Raw genomic sequence first — 16,606 nt, 5'->3', positions numbered from 1 at the left:
GCCATCATCACCGACCGCGGGCGCCCGGGGAACGAGCGGAGCCCCGGATCCGCGTGACCGATACGACCAGAACCACCGCAACGGCCGGTACCACCACTACGGCCGCATGCTGGGCATCCGCTGGACGCGGGAACACCCTCGTCGTCATCGAGCCGCACGGCTCTCCGCCCCGAGGACGGGGCGGACGACGAGGAGGTCGCCACGTGCCCAGCACCACCCCCACCCGCAGCCCCCGCTCCCGCGCCCTGCGCGCCGCGCTCGCCGGCGTCGGCGCCGCGGCCCTGCTCGCCACCGCGGCCTGCGCCTCGGGCACCGCGAGCGCCGGCTCCGGCGGTGACGGCGCGGCCAAGTCGGTCAACCGGCTCGAGATCATGGCCCCGGCTGACCCGGGCGGCGGCTGGGACCAGACCGCCCGCGCCATGGGCAGCGCCATCGAGGCCGACGACCTCGCGAAGAGCGTGCAGGTCTCCAACGTCGGCGGCGCCGGCGGGACGGTGGGCCTGGCCGAGCTCAAGAACGAGCGCAGCGAGGACTTCCTCATGGTCATGGGCCTGGTGATGGTCGGCGCCGTCGAGACCAACAAGAGCCAGGCGACGCTGGAGGACACCACGCCGCTGGCGCGCCTGACCAGCGAGGACGAGATCATCGTCGTCCCGGCGAACAGCCCCTACCAGACCATCGCGGACCTCGTGGCGGCCATGAAGAGCGAGGGCCGCGGGGTCTCCATCGCGGGCGGCTCTGCCGGCGGCACCGACAACATCCTCGCCGGGATGCTCGCCCAGGAGGCCGGTGTGCCGGCCAGCGACCTCAACTACATCGCCTACTCCGGCGGTGGCGAGTCGCTCGCGGCGCTGCTGGGCAACCAGGTCAGCGCGGGCATCTCCGGTGTCGGGGAGTACGCGAAGCAGGTGGAGGCCGGCGAGCTGCGAGCGCTGGCGGTCTCCGGGGCCGAGCGGGTGGACGGCGTCGACGCGCCGACGCTCAAGGAGGCCGGCTACGACATCGAGTTCACCAACTGGCGCGGCGTGGTGGCGCCCCCCGGCATCTCCGAGGAGGCCGAGGAGAAGCTCGAGGCGCTCGTCGACGACATGCACGGCTCGAAGGCGTGGACCGACCTCGTGGCCACCAACGGCTGGACCGACGACTACCTGTCCGGCGAGGAGTTCGAGACCTTCCTCGGCGAGGAGCAGACGCGCATCGCCGGGGTCCTCAAGGAGATCGGGCTGACCTCGTGAGCACGTTGGACACACCCCCCGAGACCCCGGCCGCGGCCGGGGCGGGTGCGGCCCCCGCGCGCCGGGGGCGCCGGCTGCCCGTCGGCGAGCTGGTCGTCACCACCGTGCTGGGCGGCCTCGGCGTGTTCGCGCTCGTCGAGGCCCACACCATCGCCGTCCCCGCGTCGTCCAACGCCGTGGGTCCGCGGGCCTTCCCCTACGCCGTGGGCGCGATCCTCGTGCTCTCGGCGGTCGCCCTGCTCGTGGCGCAGCTGCGGGGGGACCGCGGCGAGGTGGAGGGCGGCGAGGACGTCGACACCTCCGGCGGCGCCGACTGGGTGGCCGTCGCGAAGCTGACCGGTGCGTTCGCCGCGCTCGTCGTCCTCGTCGAGCCGCTGGGCTGGCCGATCGCCGCGTCGCTGATGTTCGGCGGCACCGCGTGGGCCCTCGGTGCGCGCCCGTGGTGGCGCGCCCTGCTCGTCGCCGCCGTGCTCAACACGGTGGTCCACATCGTCTTCACGCAGGTGCTCGGGGTCTACCTGCCCGCGGGCCCGCTCGAGGGGGTCGTCGGCTTTGGGTGACGTCGCCGGGCTGCTCGAGGGCTTCTCCACCGCCCTGCAGCCGATGTACCTGCTCTACGCGCTCATCGGCGTGATGCTCGGCACCGCCGTCGGCGTGCTGCCCGGCATCGGGCCGGCCATGACCGTGGCGCTGCTGCTGCCGCTGACGTACACGCTGGAGCCCACCGCGGCGTTCATCATGTTCGCCGGCATCTACTACGGCGGGATGTACGGCGGGTCGACCACGTCGATCCTGCTCAACACCCCCGGCGAGTCCGCCTCGATCGTCACCGCGCTCGAGGGCAACAAGATGGCCAAGACCGGGCGCGGCGCCGCCGCGCTGGCCACCGCCGCGATCGGCTCGTTCGTGGCGGGCACCATCGCCACCGTCGCGCTGTCGCTGGTGGCGCCCACCGTGGCGCGGATCGCGGTGAAGCTCGGGCCGGCGGACTACGTGGCCCTCGCGGTGCTCGCCTTCTTCACGGTGGCCGCGATGCTGGGGGCCTCCCCCGCGCGCGGCTTCGCCTCGCTGGCCCTCGGCCTGTTCATCGCCGTCATCGGCACCGACAGCCTCACCGGACAGCAGCGCTTCACGCTCGGGCTGCCGACACTGGCGGACGGCATCGACGTCGTCGTCGTCGCGGTGGGGTTCTTCGCCGTCGGCGAGGCGCTCCACGTGGCCTCGCGGCTGCGGCGCGGGCCCATCCCGCTGGTGCCGATCGCCGGCAGGGGCATGACGCGCAGCGACTGGATGCGCTCCTGGAAGCCGTGGCTGCGCGGCACAGCCATCGGCTTCCCCATCGGCACCATCCCCGCCGGTGGAGCCGACCTCGGCACGTTCCTCTCCTACGCCACGGAGCGGAAGCTGTCCAAGCACAAGGAGGAGTTCGGGCACGGCGCCATCGAGGGCGTCGCCGGTCCGGAGGCCGCCAACAACGCCTCCGCCGCGGGCGTGCTCGTGCCGCTGCTGACCCTGGGCCTGCCCACCTCCGCGACCGCCGCGATCATCCTGGCGGCGTTCCAGAGCTACGGCATCCAGCCCGGCCCTCAGCTGTTCCAGGAGGAGGGGCAGCTCGTCTGGGCGCTCATCGCCAGCCTCTACATCGGCAACGTGCTGCTGCTCGTGCTGAACCTGCCGCTGGTGGGCCTGTGGGTGAAGGTGCTGCGCCTGCCCCGCCCGTACCTGTACGCGGGCATCCTCACCTTCGCCGCGCTCGGCACGTACGCGGTGGGCGCGTCGATCGAGGACCTCGTGCTGCTGTTCGTGCTCGGCGGCATCGGCTGGGCGATGCGCTCCTACGGCTTCCCGATCGCCCCGGCGATCGTGGGCCTCATCCTCGGCCCGATCGCCGAGGAGCAGCTGCGCCGCACCCTCGCCATCAGCCAGGGCGACGCGACGGCGCTGGTCACCAGCCCGTTCGCCGCCGTGGTGTACGTGCTCGTGGTGCTGGCGCTGGTCGGGTCGCAGTGGCTCAAGCGCCGCCAGGCGCGGCTCGACGCCGCCGTCTACGCCGAGGCGCAGCGCGAGGACGACCTCGTGGCCGCGGCCACGAAGCCGCACGCGCCGGAGCAGCTCGACCGCCCGCACCGCAACGACCCCGACAGCGGAGGTACCTGGTGACGATCGTCGTGGGCTACGTGCCCAAGCCCGAGGGGCGCGCCGCGCTCGTGGCGGCGCTGGAGGAGGCCGACCTGCGCGGGGAGTCCCTCCACGTGCTCAACACCTCCAAGGGCGACGCCTACTCCGACCCCGGCTACGCCACCGAGGACGACCTCGCCGAGGTGAAGGCGCTCCTGGAGGAGTCCGGCGTGCCGTACGAGCTGGAGCACCGCCTGGGCGACCAGGCCGGCGGCGCGGCCGACATCCTCGAGGCGGTGGAGCGGCTGAGCGCGTCGCTGGTGGTCATCGGCATCCGCAGGCGCACCCCCACCGGCAAGCTGCTGTTCGGCAGCGACGCCCAGACCGTGCTGCTGCAGGCGCCCTGCCAGGTGCTGGCCGTCAAGGCCGGCTGAGGGTCACCCGAAGGCCGCGAGCGCGGCGGCGGGGTCGTCGGTGAACAGGCCGTCGACCCCGTCGTCGCGCAGCTGGCGCAGCAGCGCCGCCACGTCGCCGCGCGCGGCGAGGTCGCGTCCGTCACCGCTGCGCAGCTCGGCGGGCAGGAAGGTGTTCTCCGGCCGCACCGTGTACGGCACCACGGCCAGCCCGGCGGCGTGCGCGTCGTCCACCAGCCGGCTGCCCCTGCGAGCACCGGACCGGCCGCGGGCGTCGCGCGGCTCCACCTGCACGAGGTGCGGGGCCAGCACGTCGGCCCACCCGCGCAGCTCGCGCAGCCCGTCGGGGGTGCACAGGTCGGCGTAGTCGCGGTGGTCGCCCGCCAGCCGCAGGTCCGGCGGGGCGCCCGTGGGCTGCGTCAGCTGGGCCAGGTGCAGCCGCGGAGCGGCCGCCCGCAGCCGCTGCAGCGGCGCCACCTCGAAGCACTGGACGACGACGGCAGCAGCGGCAGCGGCCCTGCTGCCGCTGCGCGGCTCGTCGTCGTCCCTCCCGTCGTCCAGCAGCCCGGACGACCCCAGCGCCGCGAGCAGCCGCGGCTCCAGCGCCAGCCCCGCGGCCGCGAAGTGCCCGGGGTGCTTGAGCTCCGGCCACACCGCCACCTCGCGGCCCGCGCGCACCGAGAGCTCCTCGCGCAGGGCCAGCACCTCCGCGAACGTCATCACCGGCTGCTCGCCGTCGTGGGCGGCGCTGGCGGGTCGCAGCTCCGGCAGCCGCTCGCGGGTCCTCAGGAGGCGGACCTGCGCGAGCGTGAGGTCCTGGGAGAACCAGCCCGTCAGGGACACCCCGTCCACCACGCGCGTGGTGCGCAGGTGGGCCAGCTCGGGGCGGTCCGCGATGTCGGTGGTGTCGCTCAGCTCGGCCTCGTGCCGGACCACCAGCTCGCCGTCGGCGGTGACCACGAGGTCGACGTCCACCCCGTCGGCCCCCTCGGCGACGGCCAGCTCGTAGGCGGCGCGGGTGTGCTCGGGGCGTCGCGCGCTCGCGCCGCGGTGCCCGACCACCACCGGCCGCCGCCCCTCAGGGGTGCTCATGGCACACCCCTACCCCTCCTCCGCACGTCGATCGAGGAGGTGGGCGTCACACCCACCGTCCGCCGGCACGGCGCGGGCCAGCGCGGTGACGGCCCCCCGCAGCTCGGCGACGGTCGCGGCGCCGTAGCCGAGGACGACGGCGGGCGGCAGGTCGGTGCGGGCCACCGCGTACGCGGCGAGGTCCGCCAGCAGGTGCCCCTGGGCCTCCACGGCCGCGACGACGGCGGCGGAGTCCGTCCCCGCGGGCAGCTCGACCACCACGTGCAGGCCCGCCGCCGCCCCGCGGGCCCGCAGGTGGGGGTGCTCGGCCAGCATCTGCCGCAGGAGGTCGCGGCGGTGGGCGTGGTCGCGGCGCACCCTCGCGACGTGGCGCCGCAGCCCGCCCCCGGCCAGGTGGCCAGCCAGCGCGCGCTGGAGGACGCCGCTCACGGGGGCGCCGAGGTCCTCGCGCACCTCGGCGAGCGCCTCGCGCAGCGCCGGCGGCGCCAGGAGGTAGCCCGCGCGCAGCCACGGCGAGAGCACCTTGGAGAACGTCCCGAGGTGCACCACCAGGTCGGGGGCCAGCGACGCGAGGGCGGGCAGCGGCGCCGCGCCGTAGCGGAACTCGCCGTCGTAGTCGTCCTCGACGACGACGGCGCCCGCCTCCCGGGCCCGCGCCAGCAGGGCGACGCGGCGCTCCAGAGGCAGCACGCCGCCCCAGGGGTACTGGTGGCTCGGCGTTAAGAGCACGGCGTCGAAGGGCTCGGGACCGCGGGGGGGCAGGCGGTCCACGCGCAGGCCGTCGTCGTCGACGTCCACGGGGAGGAGCTCTGCGTCCAGGCGGAGCAGGCAGCGCGCTGAGGAGGGGTACCCCGGGTCTTCGACGACGACGCGCAGGTCGCGGCGGCGCTGCGGGGAGCGCGGTGCGCGCCGGCCGCGCAGGGCGTGGACGACGAGGGCGAGACCGTCGCCGGTGCCGGCGGTGACGACGACGTCGGCGGGGTCGGCGTCCACGCCCCGCGCCGCGCGCAGGTGCGCGGCGACCTGCTCGCGCAGCGCGGGCAGACCAGCGGGAGGCGGTTCGTCGTCGGGGACGTCGGCCAGTGCGGCCTCCCTCCAGGCGCTGCGCCACGCGGCGTCGGCGAGCCGGGAGGTGTCGGGGCGACCGGGCCGCAGGTCCACCGCCCCGGGGCGCTGCGCTGCGCGCCGCCGCGGACCGAGGTCAGCGGCGCGGGGCGCCGGCAGGGCTCCGACGTGCTGGCTGACGCGCGTGCCGCTGCCGTGGCGGGCCTCGAGGAAGCCCTCCCCCACCAGCTGCTCGTAGGCGGCGGTGACGGTGGCGCGCGAGACGCCCAGCTGCTCGGCCAGGCGGCGGGTGGCCGGCACCTGGGCACCCGGAGGGAGCCGGTGCTCGCGGACGGCGGTCCGCAGCGCGTCGGCGAGCTGGCCGTGCAGTCGCGCGGCACCGCCCCGGTGGAGGGCGAGCGGGAGGTCGAGCTCGACGGGGGTGCGCACTCCGGCCTCCTCGGGCTGCTGCTCGTCGCCGGCGACCAGCCGCGGAGTGGACTGCTGGTGGCCACCGGCAGTGGCCTGCTCGCGCAGGCCACTGGTCAGCCAGTCTGCTCCCGTGAGCACCTCCACCGCCAGCGCCACGCCCGCACCGTCGCCCGGGGAGCCGCTGCAGGTCACCGACCGCACCCGCTTCACCCGCTACGGCCACCGCCAGGTCACCGACCGGGCGGCGCTGCACGACGTGCTCGACAGCGCGCTCGTCGCCCACGTCGCCGTGGTGCGCGAGGCGCCGACGCCGGCGGCCGTCGTCCTGCCGATCGCGTCGGCTCGCGACGGCGAGTCGCTGCTGCTGCACGGCTCCACCGGCGGCGGCCTGCTGCGCGCCGCAGCGGCCGGGCAGACCGTGACCGCCACGGTGACCGTGCTCGACGGCGTGGTCTACGCCCGCACGGTGTTCGACAGCTCGATGAACTACCGCTGCGCCGTCGTCTACGGCGTGCCGACCGTGGTGCCGGACGAGGAGAAGGAGGAGGCGCTGCGCGTCCTGTCCGAGCACCTCATGCCCGGGCGCTGGGACGAGGTGCGCCCTCCCACGCGGCGCGAGCTCGCGGCGACGCTGGTCCTGCGCCTGCCGCTGGAGGAGGCCAGCGTCAAGGTCCGCGCCGCCGGGGCCAGCGAGGACGAGGCGGAGGACGACGCCGTGTGGGCCGGCGTGCTCCCCCTGCACACCGCCGTGGGCGCTCCCCGCACCGGTGACGACGTCCCGGCTGGTGTCGAGGTCCCGCCGAGCGTGACCTCCGGCGCGCACCGCCTCGCCGGCTGGGTGCCGCCCTACCGCTGACCCTGGCGCTCCCCGCCCCCTCTCGCACTTTCCGCGGCAAGTGCGACACCTCTGGCCGCGGGAACCGCACTTTCCGCGGCAAATGCGCCACTGGAGCCACCCCTCCCGCGTCCTCCGCGGCACGCGCCCGAAGGGGGTGGGCTCAGGTGGTGGCGGGGCCGGGGTGGATGTCGAGCCGGCGGTCGACCAGGTAGGGGTTGTCGCGGCGACCCGCCTCGACGACGGCGGTGTCGACGTCGGCCAGCAGCAGCGAGCTCGACGTGACGTCACCGGGCGGCGCCGCCGCCAGCACGCGCCCACTCGGCGCGACGATGCTGCTCAGCCCCACGAAGGCGAGGTCGACCTCGCGCCCGCAGTGGTTGGCGTACGCCACGTAGACCTGGTTCTCCCAGGCCCGCGCCCGGATGATCACGTCGGCGATGAAGGAGAACGGCTCCATCTGGGCGGTCGGCACCGCCACGAGGTGCGCCCCGGCCGCGGCGGCGGCGCGCACCGCCTCGGGGAACTCCACGTCGTAGCAGATGAGGACGGCGACCCTCACCCCGCCGACGTCGAAGAGCGACACCGGCCGGTCGCCCGGCACGAAGGCGTCGCGCTCGTCCGGGCCGAACAGGTGCGTCTTGACGTGGTGGCCGAGCACCTCGCCGTCGGCGCTGACGAGGACGGCGCTGTTGACCACCTGCCCGTCGACGCGCTCGGGCATGCCGACCAGCAGCGCGATCCCGTGCCGGCGGGCCACCTCGGCGACGGCCGGCACCAGCCCGCCGGCTGCGCGGTCGGCCATCTCCGCCGTCCGCTGCGCGCCCAGCTCGTAGCCGGTGAGGAACATCTCCGGCGTCAGCAGCAGACCGGCTCCAGCGTCGGCGGCCTCCGCCGCGCGCTCGTCGAGCTCGGCGAGGTTGGCGGCGACGTCCCCCAGGACGCCGGCCGACTGCAGGAGCGCCAGGCGCAGCACGGTCACCCCGTCATCCTGCCGCGCTGATGCGGTCCTAGAGGTGCGTCAGTGCTGAGGACCCCCTCAGACCCAACCGTGATCACGGGCGTGGTGCGCGACGGACTGCGCACAACGCCCATGATCACGGAGGAGGGTCAGAGCTTCTGGACGGGGGCGTAGCGCAGCAGCAGGCGCTTGGTGCCCTCGCTGCGGAAGTCGACGTGGGCCACGGTCTTGTCGCCGCTGCCCTCGACGGCCACGACCGTGCCCATGCCGAAGGAGTCGTGGGTGACCCGGTCCCCCACGGACAGGGAGATGACGGGGCGCGTCCCCGCGGTGCGCACGCCCGGCGTGCCCGCGAGCTTGGCCTGCGCAGAGGAGTGGCTGCTGCCGTAGCCGCCGGCGCTGTAGCTCGAGCCGCCGCGGCCTCCACCGCCGCTACCGCCCCAGCCGGAGGAACCCGAGGCCTCGGCGCGCTCCCAGCGCACCAGCTCGTGCGGGATCTCGTCGAGGAAGCGCGACGGCGGGAAGTACTGCGGCTGCCCCCAGGCGCTGCGCGACGCGGCGCGCGAGATCCGCAGGTAGCGCCGAGCGCGGGTGATGCCCACGTACGCCAGGCGCCGCTCCTCGGCGAGCTCGTCGTCGTCGGCGAGCGACCGCTGGTGGGGGAAGGTGCCGTCCTCCAGGCCGGTGAGGAAGACGACGGGGAACTCGAGGCCCTTGGCGGTGTGGAGGGTCATCAGCGTGACCACTCCGGAGTCTTCACCGGCCTCCTCGTCCGCGCCGTCGGCCACGGCGGAGCCGGGGATCTGGTCGGCGTCGGCCACCAGCGAGACCGTCTCGAGGAAGTCGGCCAGGGTCCCCCCGGGGTTGGCCTGCTCGTACTCGGCCGCCACGGCCGACAGCTCAGCGAGGTTCTCCACGCGGGACTCGTCCTGCGGGTCGAGGCTGGCGCGCAGCTCGGCCAGCAGCCCGGACCTGTCGAGCACGGCCTCGAGCACCGTGGACGGCCCGGCGCCGCCCTCGACGACGGTGCGCAGCTCGTCCATGAGGTCGGTGAAGCCGCGGATGCACGTCAGCGAGCGCGCGGCCAGGCCCGGTGCCTCCACCGCCCGCTCCAGCGCCGCCGGGAAGCCGATCCGCTCCCGCTCGGCCAGGGCCGCCACGCACGCCTCGGCGCGCTCGCCGATGCCCCGCTTGGGCACGTTGAGGATGCGCCGCAGGCTGACGACGTCGTCCGGGTTCGCCAGCGCCCGCAGGTAGGCGAGCGCGTCGCGCACCTCGCGGCGCTCGTAGAAGCGCGTGCCGCCCACCACCTTGTAGGGCAGCCCGACGCGCACGAACACCTCCTCGAGCGCCCGCGACTGCGCGTTGGTCCGGTAGAAGACCGCGACGTCGCCGTAGCGCACGCCCTCGTCGTCGACGAGCCTGTCGATCTCGGAGGCGACGAAGGCGGCCTCGTCGTGCTCGGCGTCGGCGACGTACCCGACGATCTGCTCGCCGGCGCCCTCGGCCGTCCACAGGTTCTTGGGGCGGCGGTCGGCGTTCTTGGCGATGACGGCGTTGGCGGCGGACAGGATCGTCTGGGTGGAGCGGTAGTTCTGCTCCAGCAGGACGGTCTTGGCGTCTGGGTAGTCCTCCTCGAACTCGACGATGTTGCGGATCGTCGCGCCGCGGAAGGCGTAGATGGACTGGTCGGCGTCGCCGACGACGGTCAGCTCGGCCTGCGGCACGCCGTCGGGCTGCCCCTCGGGTCCCCACGTCGCGCCCGGGCCGCCGACCAGCTCGCGCACCAGGGTGTACTGGGCGTGGTTGGTGTCCTGGTACTCGTCGACCAGCACGTGGCGGAAGCGGCGGCGGTAGTGCTCCGCGACCGCGGGCACGCCCTGGAGCACGCGCACGGTGGTCATGATGAGGTCGTCGAAGTCGAGGGCGTTGGCCTGCCGCAACCGTGCCTGGTAGAGCGCGTAGACCTCGGCGAGGATCCGCTCGGCGTGCGTGCCGTCGGCGGCCTTCGCGGCGTGCGCCTCCGGCGTGACCAGCTCGTTCTTGAGGTTGCTGATCTGCGTGGACAGCGCCCGCGGGGCGTAGCGCTTGGGGTCGAGGTCGAGCTCGCGGACGACGAGCGCGAGCAGCCGGCGGGAGTCGTCGGCGTCGTAGATCGAGAAGGACGAGCGCAGCCCGGCCGCCTCCGCCTCGCGGCGCAGGATCCGCACGCACGCGGAGTGGAAGGTGGAGACCCACATCGAGCGGACGGCGGGGCCGACCAGCCCCTCGAGCCGCTCCTTCATCTCGCCGGCGGCCTTGTTGGTGAAGGTGATGGCCAGCACCTGGCCCGGCCGGGCGCCGCGGGCGGCCACGAGGTGGGCGATGCGGTGGGTGAGCACGCGCGTCTTGCCCGAGCCGGCGCCGGCGACCAGCAGCAGCGGCGAACCCTCGTGGAGCACGCCCTCGCGCTGGGCGGGGTTGAGGCCCTCCAGCAGCGCCGCGGGGTCGATCCGGACCACCGGCCTGTCGGCGAGCACGCCCGGGCGCCCGTCGTCCGAGGGCGACCCGGCGGGGGTCTGCGGGACCGGGAGGGGAAGGTCGTCGAAGAGCGTGCTCATCGTCCGACGAGCCTACGTCCGACCACCGACACCCGGCTCCCTCCGGCGGCGACCCGTGGACGCGCTCGGAGGGAGCCGGGACCGTCAGACCTGCGTGATGCGGCCGGTGCCCGCCTCCGGGTACCGCGCCGCCGTCACCGTCCCGCCGAGGTCGTCGCGCAGGTAGCTCTGCAGCGCCTGCTGCTGGGTGGTGGGCAGCACCTCGAACGCCGCGCCGTCGAGGGCGTCGTAGCCGTCGCTGCCGCGCAGGAGGAAGTCGATCGAGGCCACGGAGATCGTCCCGTCGAGCACCCGCTGCCCGCCGACCACCACGGGCGTCCCGTCGGCCAGGGTCAGGGTCTGCACGCGGGCGCCGGGCGGCGCGTCCGGGTCGGCCGTGTACGAGAAGCCCGCCACCTGGGCGAACGAGCCCGCACCGGCCCCCGCGCCGTGGTCGACGGCGGCCACGAGCGCCTCCACCGGCAGTTCCGGCGCCACCGCCACGAAGTTGGCGAAGGGCGTGACGTCGTAGGTGTCCAGCGCGGACACGTCACCGGCCGCCAGCACCGAGTCGTTGCGGATGCCGCCGCCGTTCTGCAGCGCCACCACGGGCGGCGCCACGCCCGCGGCCTCGGCCCCGGCGCGCCCGGCCGCCAGCAGCGAGTCGGCCACGAGCGAGCCGAGCCCGGTCTCACGCGAGCGCACCGCGTCGCGCCGGCCGTCCAGCGGCACCTCGGTGCGGGCGACCACCTGGGAGGCGAGCCCGTCGACGTAGGCCGCCACGGGCTCCTCCACCTCGGCGACGACGTCGGGGTCCGGCGCCACCGCGTCCGGCCCGTTCGAGGTCACGGGCACCGGGCGGCTGGCGACGTCGTCGACGGCCACGAGGCGCCCCTCGGCGTCGAAGTCGACCACGAGCTGGCCGACGTAGCGGTAGAGCCCGCTCGTGGTGACCACGGGCACCCGCGCGCCGTCGGCCGCGCCCACCACCGCGGGGTACGGCAGCGGCGCGCCCGCGGCGTCGGTGCTCACCGCGTCACCGGGCAGCAGCGCGTCGCCGGGCGAGGCCATCACCTCGCCCCCACCCGCGGCGACGACGACGTCGACCCCGCGCAGCTGCGGCACGAGCGCGACCTCGTTGTCGACGTCCTGCAGGTGCGACACCAGCACGACCTTGGTCACCCCGGCCGCCTCCAGCGCGGCTGCCTGCGCGTTGGCGACCCCCGCGAGGTCGGGGTCCACCCGCACCTCGCCGAGGCTGGTCAGCTCGGGCAGCTCGGGCGTGGTGAGCCCGATGACGCCGAAGCGCTCCCCGGCGGACTCGACCACGGTCGAGGCGACCACGGTGCCGTCGTCCACCTCGGCCTGGAGGCGGGGTTCGCCGGACAGGTCGAGGTTGGCGGCCACGAACGGCGCGTCGTCGCCGACGGCGTCGAGGTAGTCGGCCAGGAAGTCGGGCGTGAGGTCGAAGTCGTGGTTGCCGATGGCGCTGGCGTCGAAGCCGGCGGCGTCGAAGGCGAGGGCGTCGTAGACCTCGCCGGTGCCGTCCAGGCGGCTCGCGTCGAGCTGCGGGCCGGGCAGGAACAGGTCTCCCCCGGCGAGGGTCAGCACGGGTCCGCGCGCCTCGGCCGCGGCGCGCTGGCGCTCGACGAGGGCGGCGAAGCGGGCGGCGCCGGCCTGCTCCGCGCCGGCCTCGTCGGTCTCGGGCAGGAGCGAGGACTCGAGGTCGTTGGCGTGCAGCAGCGTCAGCCGCACGCCGCCCTCGACCGGCACGGGCGCCGGTTGCTGGGGAGCGACGGGCACCACGGGGGCCGCGGGGTCGGACGCCCACGAGGCGGCGGGCGTCCCGAGCACGAGGGCTGTGGCGGCGAGTGCGGCGGAGGCGCGTCGCGAGATCGTCACAGACCGGGAGGTTACGGACATCTCGGCCACCACGCCATGACGATCCCTTGACCTGGCTTGACCACCCTTGACCATCCGGAGGCCCCTGGGACCGCAGCCGGTCACCCGGTCGCGGCCCAGGGAGCCCCCGGAGCCCCAGCCGGACGCTCGGCTGCGAGGAGGTGGAGCGGAGCGTCAGCCGGCGAGGCGCTGCCCCGAGGGCGTGGACGGCGCCGACGCCGCACGCGGACCGGCGGAGCCGCCGCGGCGCGCGCCCGGCACGGCCTTGCCGGCGGCCCACAGGCGACGGGCCTCGAACGCGGTGTCGGGGTGGTCGGTGAAGATCCCGTCCACCCCGGCGTCCAGGAACGCCAGGTGCTCGACCAGCGCGCGCCCGGGAGCGGCCTCGGAGAGCCCCACCTTCAGCGACGCGGGCAGGAAGGCGTTCTCGTTGCGCAGGGTCCACACGTGCACGGCCAGCCCCGCGCGGTGCGCGTCGGCGACCAGCGGGGTGACCGGGCCGAGCGTCCCGTCCTCGCCCACCGGCAGCACCATGTCCTTGCAGGGGGCGAGCACCTCGGCGTACGTGGACACCTCGCGCAGGCCCCACGGGGTGCACGCGGCGCGGCCGGCGTCGTCGTCCTCGACCAGCTGCACCAGCGGCACCCGCAGGCCCTCGGCCCGCAGGCGGCGCAGGAACGCCGCCTCGAAGCACTGGACGGCCACGGGCGCGTCCGGCTCGTCCAGGCCCAGCCGGCGCAGCTCGGCGATCACCAGCGCGGCGATGTCGAACCCGTCGGCCGCGTAGCGGGAGGGGTCCTTCACCTCGGCGGTCACCACGACGTTGCGCCCGAGCTCCAGCCGCAGCTGCGCGGCCAGCTCGAGCAGCTCGGCGAAGGTCGGCACCTCGTAGAGGCCGTCGTAGACGGTGGTGGTGGGCCGCAGGTGCGGACGCGGCTCCACGGCGCGCAGCGAGCGCAGCTCGTCGAAGGTGAGGTCCTCGGTGAACCACCCGGTGACCTCGACGCCGTCCACGACGCGGGTCGTGCGGCGCGCGGCGAGGTCGGGGCGGCCGGCCACGTCGGTGGAGTGCGTGACCTCGCTCTCGTGCCGCAGCACCAGCACTCCGTCGAGCGTCGGCACGATGTCCGGCTCGATGCGGTCCGCCCCCAGGCGGGCCGCCAGCTCGTAGGAGGCCAGGGTGTTCTCGGGCCGGTACCCGCTGGCGCCGCGGTGTCCGATGACAGACGGGACCCCGCCGACGAGCGGTGCAGCACTGCTCACGGGAGTCAACTCTCCTCCTCGGACCTGGATGCCCGCGGGCTAACGGATGAACAGGAGGTGCAGATGTGGCGGATTCCGTCTGCTCCATCGGCGCCCGTGACGCGACGGCGAGCGTCTCGGGCCTCCCACCGCGCTCCCCGGGGTGGTCACCACCCGGCAGGAGCAGCCCCCCGAGCCGCTGCCCGCCCTGCGCCTAGGCTCCGGGGATGGGCGATCAGGGGCACCGGTCCGGTCCGCTGGGCGCGCTGCTGGAGCGCGTGCCCCCGGGGCTGCGTGGCAGCGCGCAGACCGCGCTGCTGCGCGCGTTCCGCGTCACGCCCGCTCCCGTGCGCCGCGCGCTCGTGCGTGCCGGGACCCCCAGCTACACCGTGGGCGCGGTGTGCGCCGTGGAGCACGAGGGCTCCGTGCTGTTCCTGCGCCAGCCCCACCGCGGCGGGTGGTCGCTGCCCGGCGGCCTGCTCGACCGCGGCGAGGCACCGGCGCCCGGGGTGGAGCGCGAGGTCCGCGAGGAGACCGGGCTGCGCGTGCGGGTGGGCGTCCCGGTGACGGCGCTGGTGGAGCCGCGGGTGCGCCGGGTGGACGTCGTCTACCGGGTGGTGGTCGACCAGCGCCCCGACGTGGAGCCCGGCGGCGAGGCCCGCGGCTTCGCGTGGCTCACCCCAGGAGAGGCCTCCCGCGACGCCGACTCCGCCACCCGGTCGATCCTGGAGGGGATGGCCGAGGCCCTGGCCGAGGGCGCCCGCGGCGGACGGCTCCTGCCCTGAGCCGTCCCACCTCCGCGGACGGCCTGGCGGGCGTGGTGCTCGCCGCCGGGGCCGGCACCCGGTTGCGCCCCCTCACCGACCAGCTGCCCAAGGCCCTGGTGCCGGTCGGCTGCGTGCCGCTGCTGGACAGCGCCCTGGACCGCCTGGCCGCGGCCCTCGGCGACGACCACCCCACCCCGGCCCGCGTGGCCGTCAACGCGCACGCGCTCGCGGAGCTGGTGGCGCGGGCCGCGTCCGGCAGGGCCCACGTGAGCCGCGAGGACCTCCTCCCGGCCGCAGGAGAGGACGACGACGAGCGCGCCGGCGTCCGCCCCGCTGCGCCTCCGGCGACGGGCCCGTCGAAACCGCCTCCGGCGCTGGGCACGGCGGGGGCGCTGGGAGCGCTGCTGCCCTGGCTCGACGGCCGCTCAGCGCTGGTCACCAACGCCGACGCGTGGATGCCCCGGGGCCCCGCCCTGCTCGCCGACCTGGTCCGCGGCTGGGACGGCCAGCGCTGCCGCCTCCTGTGCGAGCCCGCGGCCCCCGGCGCTCGCGCCGACTTCCGCGCCCCCGACGGCACCGGGGTGCGCTACGTCGGCTCCTGCGTGCTGCCCGCCCACCTGCTGGAGCGCCTGCGACCGGAGCCGTCGGGCCTGTACGAGGTGCTCTGGCGGGACCTGGCCGCGCGCCCTGCGGACGACGGCGGCCTGGACCTCGCGGTGGTGCCCGCCGGCAGCGCCCTGGACTGCGGCACCCCGGCCGACTACCTGCGCGCCAACCTCCTGGCCACCGGCGGCGGCAGCGCCGTCAGCCCGGGCGCGGTCGTCCGCGGCGCCCTCGAGCGCGCCGTCGTGTGGCCGGGCGCCGTCGTGGAGGCCGACGAGCACCTGGTGGACGCCGTGCGAGCGGGCACGGCCGCTCGGCCGGTCACCGTGAGGGGTGGAGGGCCCTCGGTCGGCCCGGTGTCCTGACCTGCCTCTAACCTCGCCCCATGACGGTCCCCGCGTCCGGCGAGCAGCACGAGATCAGCGCCGGCGCGCTGAAGGCGGTGGTCACCGAGGTCGGTGGTGCGCTGCGGTCCTTCACCGACGACGGCCGCGACCTCGTGGTGCCCTTCGACGCGGCGGTCCCCCGCAAGCACTACCGCGGGTCGGTGCTCGCGCCGTGGCCCAACCGCACCGGTGACGGCCGCTGGAGCTGGCAGGGCGTCGAGCAGCGGCTGGCGCTCACCGAGCCTGACCGCGCGTGCGCGCTGCACGGCCTCGTGTGCTGGCAGCCGTGGGACCTCGTGGAGCGCTCGTCCGACTCCGTCGTGCTCGGCACCACCGTGTGGCCGCAGGCCGGCTACCCCGGCCACGTGGACCTGCGCGTCAGCTACCGCCTCGTCGAGGAGGGCCCTGACGCGGGCCTGACCTGGGAGCTGGAGGCCACCGGCGTCGGTGGGGTCCCCGCGCCCTACGGCACCTCCATCCATCCCTACCTCGTGGCGGGCCCGGGTCGCGTGGACGACTGGACCTTCGAGCTGTCCGCGGGCGCCACGCTCGTGGTGGACCCCGAGCGCCTCCTGCCCGTGCTCGACGCCGAGGGCCGCGAGCAGCTGCGTCCTGTCGACGGCAGCGACCTCGACTTCCGCGGCGGCGCCCCGCTGCGCGGCCGCTCCGTCGACGACGCCTACGCCCGGCTCAGCGGGCCCACCGCCGGCAGCGCGCGGGTGCTCGCGGCCGACGGCACCGGCGTCGCGATGCACTGGGACCCGCAGGACTGCCCCTGGGTCCAGGTGCACACCGCTGACCGCCCGGAGCCCGAGGACGACCGCGTGGGCCTGGCCGTGGAGCCCATGACGTGCCCGCCCGACGCGCTGCGCACCGGCACCGACCTGCGCGTGCTCGAGCGCGGCCAGAGCACCCGCTCGTGGTGGCGCATCGAGCCGCTGCGCACCCCTGCCGCGTCGGACGCCGGGGGCGGCTCGTGAGCCAGCTCCTCGTGGTG

Annotated in this window: 14 protein-coding genes; 8 read left to right on the top strand and 6 right to left on the bottom strand. The window is 75.7% G+C overall.

Annotated features, from left to right (window positions below; all coding sequences use genetic code 11):
• Positions 1-203 precede the first annotated feature (203 nt).
• Genes FMM08_RS01055 through FMM08_RS01040 form a run of 4 tightly spaced genes read left to right on the top strand, consistent with a single transcriptional unit; the run spans position 204 to position 3,787 of the window.
• Entirely contained in the window at positions 204-1,235 is a 1,032-nt protein-coding gene (locus tag FMM08_RS01055) for a Bug family tripartite tricarboxylate transporter substrate binding protein (protein WP_147924478.1), read from the top strand.
• Positions 1,232-1,795: a tripartite tricarboxylate transporter TctB family protein gene (locus FMM08_RS01050; protein WP_147924477.1), complete on the top strand. Its 564-nt coding sequence runs from the start codon at positions 1,232-1,234 to the stop codon at positions 1,793-1,795. The genes FMM08_RS01055 and FMM08_RS01050 overlap by 4 nt, the downstream gene beginning before the upstream one ends.
• A complete protein-coding gene (locus FMM08_RS01045; protein ID WP_187279453.1) occupies positions 1,788-3,395 on the top strand; it encodes a tripartite tricarboxylate transporter permease in 1,608 nt (535 codons plus the stop codon). The genes FMM08_RS01050 and FMM08_RS01045 overlap by 8 nt, the downstream gene beginning before the upstream one ends.
• Positions 3,392-3,787 (top strand): universal stress protein, encoded by a 396-nt coding sequence (locus tag FMM08_RS01040; protein WP_147924476.1) that lies wholly within the window; start codon positions 3,392-3,394, stop codon positions 3,785-3,787. The genes FMM08_RS01045 and FMM08_RS01040 overlap by 4 nt, the downstream gene beginning before the upstream one ends.
• Positions 3,788-3,790: 3 nt before the next feature.
• Here the strand turns inward: FMM08_RS01040 and FMM08_RS01035 are convergent, their stop codons facing one another.
• Together FMM08_RS01035 and pdxR are read right to left on the bottom strand one after the other, a co-directional pair.
• Positions 3,791-4,858, bottom strand: a complete 1,068-nt coding sequence (locus FMM08_RS01035) for a glycerophosphodiester phosphodiesterase family protein (RefSeq protein ID WP_147924475.1) — start codon at positions 4,856-4,858, stop codon at positions 3,791-3,793.
• A 9-nt stretch (positions 4,859-4,867) separates the two neighbouring features.
• Positions 4,868-6,490, bottom strand: coding sequence for a MocR-like pyridoxine biosynthesis transcription factor PdxR (gene pdxR / locus FMM08_RS01030; protein WP_187279452.1), 1,623 nt, complete (start codon positions 6,488-6,490; stop codon positions 4,868-4,870).
• On the opposite strand from pdxR, the gene FMM08_RS01025 reads away from it, so the two are divergent.
• Positions 6,465-7,190 (top strand): pyridoxamine 5'-phosphate oxidase family protein, encoded by a 726-nt coding sequence (locus FMM08_RS01025; protein WP_222710261.1) that lies wholly within the window; start codon positions 6,465-6,467, stop codon positions 7,188-7,190. The genes pdxR and FMM08_RS01025 overlap by 26 nt on opposite strands.
• 142 nt (positions 7,191-7,332) lie before the next feature.
• Here FMM08_RS01025 and FMM08_RS01020 read toward each other — a convergent pair whose 3' ends face one another.
• The 4 genes from FMM08_RS01020 to FMM08_RS01005 form a co-directional block, all read right to left on the bottom strand.
• Entirely contained in the window at positions 7,333-8,142 is an 810-nt protein-coding gene (locus FMM08_RS01020; protein ID WP_147924834.1) for a carbon-nitrogen hydrolase family protein, read from the bottom strand.
• A gap of 137 nt (positions 8,143-8,279) precedes the next feature.
• Entirely contained in the window at positions 8,280-10,730 is a 2,451-nt protein-coding gene (gene pcrA / locus FMM08_RS01015; protein WP_147924473.1) for a DNA helicase PcrA, read from the bottom strand.
• Positions 10,731-10,814: 84 nt separating this feature from the next.
• The gene (locus tag FMM08_RS01010; protein WP_147924472.1) at positions 10,815-12,611 is read right to left on the bottom strand and encodes a bifunctional metallophosphatase/5'-nucleotidase; all 1,797 of its coding nucleotides are present in this window, start codon (positions 12,609-12,611) and stop codon (positions 10,815-10,817) included.
• A 174-nt stretch (positions 12,612-12,785) separates the two neighbouring features.
• The gene (locus tag FMM08_RS01005) at positions 12,786-13,874 is read right to left on the bottom strand and encodes a glycerophosphodiester phosphodiesterase family protein (RefSeq protein ID WP_187279450.1); all 1,089 of its coding nucleotides are present in this window, start codon (positions 13,872-13,874) and stop codon (positions 12,786-12,788) included.
• 206 nt (positions 13,875-14,080) lie between these two features.
• Between FMM08_RS01005 and FMM08_RS01000 the strand changes: the two genes are divergently transcribed.
• Genes FMM08_RS01000 through FMM08_RS00990 form a run of 3 tightly spaced genes read left to right on the top strand, consistent with a single transcriptional unit; the run spans position 14,081 to position 16,589 of the window.
• Positions 14,081-14,638, top strand: a complete 558-nt coding sequence (locus FMM08_RS01000; RefSeq protein ID WP_147924470.1) for an NUDIX hydrolase — start codon at positions 14,081-14,083, stop codon at positions 14,636-14,638.
• Positions 14,639-14,670: 32 nt separating this feature from the next.
• Positions 14,671-15,588: a sugar phosphate nucleotidyltransferase gene (locus tag FMM08_RS00995; protein ID WP_147924469.1), complete on the top strand. Its 918-nt coding sequence runs from the start codon at positions 14,671-14,673 to the stop codon at positions 15,586-15,588.
• A gap of 20 nt (positions 15,589-15,608) precedes the next feature.
• Positions 15,609-16,589: an aldose 1-epimerase family protein gene (locus tag FMM08_RS00990; protein ID WP_147924468.1), complete on the top strand. Its 981-nt coding sequence runs from the start codon at positions 15,609-15,611 to the stop codon at positions 16,587-16,589.
• Positions 16,590-16,606 lie beyond the last annotated feature (17 nt).

Origin of the sequence: Quadrisphaera setariae (assembly GCF_008041935.1) — a bacterium.
Lineage (GTDB): Bacteria > Actinomycetota > Actinomycetes > Actinomycetales > Quadrisphaeraceae > Quadrisphaera > Quadrisphaera setariae.
Note: the sequence above shows the minus strand (reverse complement) of the source record. Positions and strands in the feature narration are given on the sequence as shown.